Annotated in this window: 5 protein-coding genes and 1 pseudogene; 2 read left to right on the plus strand and 4 right to left on the minus strand. The window is 43.7% G+C overall.

From position 1 onward, the window contains the following. Positions 1–6 precede the first annotated feature (6 nt). Positions 7–1,761 (minus strand): hypothetical protein, encoded by a 1,755-nt coding sequence (locus PSE7429_RS07740; RefSeq protein ID WP_009626563.1) that lies wholly within the window; start codon positions 1,759–1,761, stop codon positions 7–9. 619 nt (positions 1,762–2,380) lie between these two features. Between PSE7429_RS07740 and PSE7429_RS28150 the strand changes: the two are divergent. After that, a pseudogene (locus tag PSE7429_RS28150) lies at positions 2,381–2,664 on the plus strand (IS1 family transposase); the annotation flags it as partial. A gap of 3 nt (positions 2,665–2,667) precedes the next feature. Here PSE7429_RS28150 and PSE7429_RS07750 read toward each other — a convergent pair. The 3 genes from PSE7429_RS07750 to PSE7429_RS07760 all read right to left on the minus strand — a co-directional run bounded on the left by PSE7429_RS07750 (position 2,668) and on the right by PSE7429_RS07760 (position 5,756). Continuing rightward, the gene (locus PSE7429_RS07750) at positions 2,668–4,359 is read right to left on the minus strand and encodes an NAD-binding protein (RefSeq protein ID WP_009626565.1); all 1,692 of its coding nucleotides are present in this window, start codon (positions 4,357–4,359) and stop codon (positions 2,668–2,670) included. 107 nt (positions 4,360–4,466) lie between these two features. Continuing rightward, entirely contained in the window at positions 4,467–5,339 is an 873-nt protein-coding gene (gene purU / locus PSE7429_RS07755) for a formyltetrahydrofolate deformylase (RefSeq protein ID WP_009626566.1), read from the minus strand. Between the two features lie 96 nt (positions 5,340–5,435). Beyond that, the gene (locus PSE7429_RS07760; RefSeq protein ID WP_009626568.1) at positions 5,436–5,756 is read right to left on the minus strand and encodes an MGMT family protein; all 321 of its coding nucleotides are present in this window, start codon (positions 5,754–5,756) and stop codon (positions 5,436–5,438) included. Between the two features lie 274 nt (positions 5,757–6,030). Between PSE7429_RS07760 and PSE7429_RS07765 the strand changes: the two genes are divergently transcribed. Beyond that, on the plus strand, positions 6,031–6,342 hold the full coding sequence (locus PSE7429_RS07765) for an NIL domain-containing protein (RefSeq protein WP_009626569.1): 312 nt from the start codon (positions 6,031–6,033) through the stop codon (positions 6,340–6,342). Positions 6,343–6,619 lie beyond the last annotated feature (277 nt).

Genomic DNA, 6,619 nt, shown 5'->3' on the forward strand with positions numbered 1-6,619 from the left:
GATGGGCTACCTTCTTCCATAACGAATAAAACGAATTAATCGCTTGGGAAAACTGATCAATCCTCGCCAAAATCCAATAATCAGATTTTCAATTTTGAGAACGATCGCATCGACCCAGAAAATTACCGTCATAACGGGATTATAGACATAACCTAAAAGGCTAGCATTTGCCTCAATCCAAGCCTTGAGGGGGCGATCGCTTTCTGGGTCGGAATTAGATTGCTGAAGATCTAAAAGTTCTTCTTCAAAGACTAAGTTGCCCACTAAACGATCTTGGGAAATCTGCGTGGTCGTCGTTTCTGAATTCTGTAACTCTCCCGATGAATGGATTGCCTGTCGATCTGGCGATTTATTAAAAGCGATCGATTCATATTCTAAAGGAAGCGGCCAAGGACCATTATCATCACCAAACACTTCTTCCATCGTTAACCAAGCTTCTTCCGTAGGCGTGATGTCTGAGGTCTCCTTCAGAGTTGGTTTCTGTTTGCCAAAGAAATAAGCGATCGCTTGCTCGATCAACTTTTGCAAGCGTTCGAGTTGATTGTCAGGTTTAAGAGCGGAGGAAGAATCGTTACTGGGTTGGTTCCCTTTGACCGAACTTCCCATACTAGTTTGCAATTTGTCAATAAATTCTGCCGATAGCAATTCCGATGGAGTTCCCTTCGCATCATTATTCGCATCGCTAAAAGTTGTGCTTCCATCGCCATCGAGCGATCGCTTGCCAATGAAATAATCGATCGCCGCCACGATCAGATCGCGCAAGCGATCGAGGTTGTTACTTTCCGCTAACGTTGCATTTGCTGTGAGATCGCCTGCATCGTTTGGGATAGCTGCTGGCGATGAATTGGTTTGCAACGAATTTTTGGCTGATGCTTTTCTGGCGGTAAATAGGCGATCGCGTCCTTGTGAGGGGGTAACGCTCCGCTGTTTGAATGGTGCTGTCCCCGATAATATCTGCTCGTCCGATATCTCCGAGCTATGGATTTCTGGACGCTCCGCATTCCCAGTAACGTTTTCGTCTTGAATCTGTGATGATTGGGATTGATTTCCAAAGAAATAAGCGATCGCTGCCTCAATCAACCGCCGCAACTGCTCCAGTCGGGTGTTTCTTCCCAATGCCACGTTTTCAGTCAATCCGCTACTGGTTTTCAAGTTGTTCGGGTCGGTTTGACCTTGTTCGACCTGTCGCCAGATTTCCGCAAAAATTCGATTGGCAAGCAATTTTGACTCCAATTCGGGGCGATCGGCGAGCCCATCGGGTTCCCGCTTGACAAGCGTCGCAATGTTCCGATCTATGCGTATTTTAGTGCGATCGATCCAGTTAAAAAACTTCACCAACGGTCGCCAAAGTAATGGTATCTCGGACTTTAGTGTTTCGCCATGGGCATTGGTTTGTAAATCAACGGGCAAATTTTCGGTTAACTCATCGGTTTGGCGAATGGCATTATCTAAGTCTTCCTTAATCGGCAAGGTTTCCGATAAAAGTCCCGTAGCATAGGGTTGCGATCGCAAATTTTCCCTAGCTTCGACTTGGCTGGAATCGAGTAATGGGAAGGTTTTCTTGGCTGCTGAAGCGACTAAATACACTGGATATAGGGCTGCCTTGGCAACTTGATAAGCCAACAATCGCGGCAATTCCTGTAAAGGCAATCCCGTCATCTGTTTGAGTTTTTGATCGAGCGATCGCCTAATGCCTCGTCCTGCCTGAACTGGCCACGAGCGATCGATCCAATTAAAAAGTCGGCTTTGAAATCTAGGCATAACTACTATCATAAAAAAGAAAGGCGCGATCAGATCTTTCTTTTTGAAACTGGGCTTCGGCGAGAAGTATTGGTTTGTCGGTAATGGGTCACATTTGTTGATAAAACCAAAATAGAGATATAGGCAGTAGTACTCCCTTCCCACCAAGGAAATAGACATTAAAAACCAATAATTAGGGCTTCCTGAAAAAGTCTACAGAGCGAATTTAAAGGCAATACAGCTTTAAAAATAGTATTTTGTCGCATATTTCCCAAATTTACCCAGCGGTTTTCTATAGAAGTGCAAGGGTTTTGAGCCTCTAGACGCTATAACCTTGCACTTTTTATGACAAAAAAGATTAAAGCCCTTATGTAGCAAGCTTTTGTACTTTTTCAGGAAGCCCTAATTAGCGTTGCGGCGCTTTGCGCCGCAACGCTAATTATTCACTGGGAAGGGAGTAGTTAAGGAAAGAAAGAAAAAATGGTATTTGAAGCAGCGGAATGTCAAACTTGTGGAGGGATAGATATCCAACGACAAGGACAAAGTAGTACAGGTAAAAAGCGTTACATCTACCTCAATTCTAACAGTACGCGCAAGACGTTTATTCTCAATTACGCATATCAAGGGGATCGCCCAGAAGTCAAATGGTTGGGGTGTATACGAAAGGATTCTTGATTCTAACACTCACCTGATCGGCAAGAAAAACACTCAGAAGATTGAAAGCAAACATCTAATACCAAAGCTCAAAATGGCGTAGCCATTTTGAGCTTTGGTATTACACTTTCGTGAATTGGTATAACTTTACGAAATCGGATTAAGCGATTATCTAGAAAGACGATTTGCTTTTCTAAATCTATTGTGATGCATGATATTGTCATCGGTTTGTTTATCAATAAAATTGAAGCAACAAATCAACAGCTATAAATCTTAGCTAACGGTAACTTGAAAAGGAGTGACGCGCCATAATTGTTCTAATTTTGCGGCGGGGATAGTCAAATAGAGAATATCACCTGCATTTAAGGAAGATTCTAAGAGATTCCATCCATGGATAGTTTGGGAGGCAGTTTCGATATAAAGCGGAACAAAATCCGCAGTTGTGGATGCCTCGCGGACAGGCTTACCACAGAATGGATGATTGGGGGTAATCATCGTGGCGATCGCCACCCATAGACTATCCGCCACAATGCCATTACCTAAAATACGACCGCCAAGAGCCGAAGCGGCAAAGGCAGGAGCGGCGATTTCGGGAGGGCTCAGAACCGCCTCAAAATCGAATACTTCCTGCGCCATGCTTGCATAGTATGGATCGTCATAACGCACCACTACTCGACAATTGGGCGCTATTCCCTTGGCATTTAGGGCAATTTCCAGATTTTCGGTATCGTTACTGGTTACGGCAAGCAGACTTTCGGCTTTATCGAGATTGGCCGCCTTGAGTGTGGTGGGTAGGCTAGCATCGCCATGAATGACAGGTATATTCTGCGATCGCAACGTATCTAAAAAACGATTATTCAGATCGCGTTCGATCGCAATCACTTCGTAACCATAGCTGACTAGCTGTAAAGCTGTCTGCACACCGACACTTCCCAAACCGCAGATAATGATGTGATTGTGCTGGGGAACCCTTGCCGCGTCCCAGAAATTCCTCAAGCGCGACCCCAAAATAAAATCATTTAAAATTGCATAAAAAATCCCGATCGCTGTCGTACCAATCAACATCATGATAATTGTAAAAATCTTGAGGTTATCGGTAGCATGTTCGACCACCTGCTCATTGCCCCCTGCCCCTGTAATCATCCCCACGGAGAAATAGAGGGCATCCACAAATGGAATGCCGATCTGCAAACTGGTATATACCAAGGTTGCTGAAAAAATAGTTAACAGTAAAGCGATCGCTGTAAATAAAACCTCTTGCCCATGTTCGTGAAATTGCCGCATGCCCATCAGAAGCTTGGCGATCTTTTGCAAAACTGGGCGGGATGCATTGCGCACATTGGGCTGTGTCCCTAATAAAAGGCGATCACCTAATTGCAAAGTCCGACCGTCAAGCACCGCACTCACCAGATCGATCTTGCTCTCATCGCTGGGCAGATAATAAATCAACATCCGCGATCGATCTTCCCAAAAACCTGATAATGGCTTACCCAACCAAGCATGGCGATCGTCAATGTACTCTTCGTGAATTGGCCAAGTCTGAGTAAATAAACGCAATTGCCCGATCGCTCGATTGCCCATAGCACTAAAAGCAAAGACAGGCGCAGCGAGAGCCGCCACGCTCATCGTCAGATGATTGGGCAGTGTCAAATCTAGCCTCACCCCCAAACTGGAATTAAACAATCGGTTAATAATCCGTACGTGGGGATTGAGAACCCTTGCCTGCATTAAAATTGTTAAATTGCGAGTTTCATCGGCTCCTGCCAAAATCAAGGTCTGCGCATCCCTTATACCTGCGGCAATTAAAGTCTCTGCCGCCGCTAGATCGCCAATGACAATTTCCGCATCAGCCTGATCGATCGGTTGATCATGGATGCCAATGACAAAACAACCTTGCTGTTTGAGCAGGCTTAAAACTTTGTAACCCGTTCGATCTAGACCACAGACGATAATGCGGGGTTTCATTGGCTATAGGCGATCGCGATCGCTACCCATGGAATTATCGAAACTATTGTGAGCTATAAACGAGATCGTGACTGTAGCTGATAACACGAATCGGCGAGCAATCCAGTCTAATCAAATACGACCGTTCGCAATCCTAAATCCGAGTTTGCCGATTGCCCATAAATTAGCACACGATTTTGTAAATGTTGACGGACAGCCCTTGCCAAGACAATCCTTTCGAGATCTTTGCCTTTACGAATCAGATCGGTTACCGAATCACGATGGGAAACTCGAATGACATCCTGTTCGATAATAGGGCCTTCATCCAGTTCATCCGTGACATAATGAGCCGTCGCCCCAATAATTTTTACGCCTCGTTTATAGGCTCGGTGATAGGGATTAGCCCCCGCAAAGGCAGGTAAAAACGAGTGATGAATATTGATGACTTGGGGAAACTCGGCGAGAAAATCAGGGCTTAAGACCTGCATGTATTTCGCTAGCACCACCAAATCAATTTTGTATTGTTTGAGAAGGGCTAACTGCTGCTTCTCTTGTTCCAATTTATTATTAGGGGAGATGGCAATGTGGTGATAATTAATTCCAAAGTTATGGGCTACTTTTTCTAGATCTGGATGATTGCTAATGACGACAGGGATCGTGGCAGAAAGTTCATGCGATCGCTGCCGCAAAATCAGATCGTAAAGACAATGATCTTGCTTAGAAACAAAGATGGCAATACGTCGCACGTAATCTGAAAACTGGATGCTCCATTTAGCCTGAATTTCCGTCGCTAATTTCTTAAAAGTCGGGTCGATCTCCGATCTCGCGAGATCGAAGTTCTCTAAATCCCATTCCACCCGCATTAAGAATAATCCCGCCGTGCTATCAGCATGTTGATCGGCATGGAGAATATTCCCACCATGAGAAAATACCCAGTCCGAAATCTTCGCAACCAAGCCTTTTTGATCGGGACAAGAAACCAGTAAAGTCGCAGTAGTCATGATTTACAAATATAGCTGTAGCCTATCATGTTAGGACAAATTCCAAACGCAAAACAGGAATTACAATGCTTTGCGGTGCTTAGAACGGTCATCTTTTTAGGGTTGGGGTCGCCATTGATATTTTCGCAAATCAATTTTGCCAGTATCGCTAAAAATAATTCCCTCACTTTCGAGGAGCGATCGCTGTAAGTAGTCCGTCCCCATCCGCAAAGGTGATAGCGATATCTCTCCCTTCGCATTTATGACCCGCTGCCAAGGAACATCGGCATTTTGCACTCGAAATAAGGCATAGCCCACTAAACGCGCTTTTCCCGCCAAATTAGATAATTCGGCAATCTGCCCGTAGGTCGCAACCTGACCTCTAGGAATTTTTTGCACAATTTCATAAATGCGATCGTAAGCCGTCCTACTATTCATAGTTATCGCCTGAAGTGTAAATTTATACTTTTTATCTAGATATACAAGCCTATTTAGCTCTTGATAAGTAACTAGGCACAATTAAATTTAAGATCAAAAAAATCTATAGCCTAGTCTCAGTAAGTGCTACAGGTTTTAACGCTATTTTTTAATTATGCGCAGGGACTCAGATATCTTTATAAATTTAGTGACCTAAGTCACTTCCAGTCCTTTAAAACTTTAGCTATGATAATAAATGTCAAAACATTAAGACATTTGCACTGGAGATATTTCAATGCTAGCGGCGGAATGCATCGATTCCAGAGCTACTGTAAATACAGAGGAAAAGCGACGAACGACAACACGCATCGCTATGCGCGTTCCGAGAAGTTGCTTCGGAGAACCTATTATCTCCCGCCTCTCATGTGAACATGGGCTAATTGTGACCATTATTGCTGCTCTCCTAGGTGAAAACCCAGAAGATGACGGCTGGTTCACTCTAGAACTAACTGGAACAACTCAACAGATCCAAAGTGGAATTATTTATCTAGAAGAGCTAGATTTAGAAATTTGGGATAAAACGGCTGTCGAAGACGAAAGCTGGTAAACATTAAAAAAAGATAAAGCAGGCTTAGCCTGCTTTATCTTTTTTATGGGAACCGTTAAAGCGATCGGAATATAAAGAAAGAGAATGGCTTTAAATGCTAGCTTTTCTTTCTTGAATGTAAGTTTGTCTTTATTATCTTCAATATCATTATTATCCTATTAATTATCCTATTAAATTATCTTATTAACGTCAGTTCGGGTTAAGCTGGCAAATTTTAAAAGCCCAAAAGCAAAAGCCTTGCTACGCAAGGCTTTTGCTTTTGGGCTTAGAGAAAGGG

Origin of the sequence: Pseudanabaena biceps PCC 7429 (assembly GCF_000332215.1) — a bacterium.
GTDB lineage: Bacteria > Cyanobacteriota > Cyanobacteriia > Pseudanabaenales > Pseudanabaenaceae > Pseudanabaena > Pseudanabaena biceps.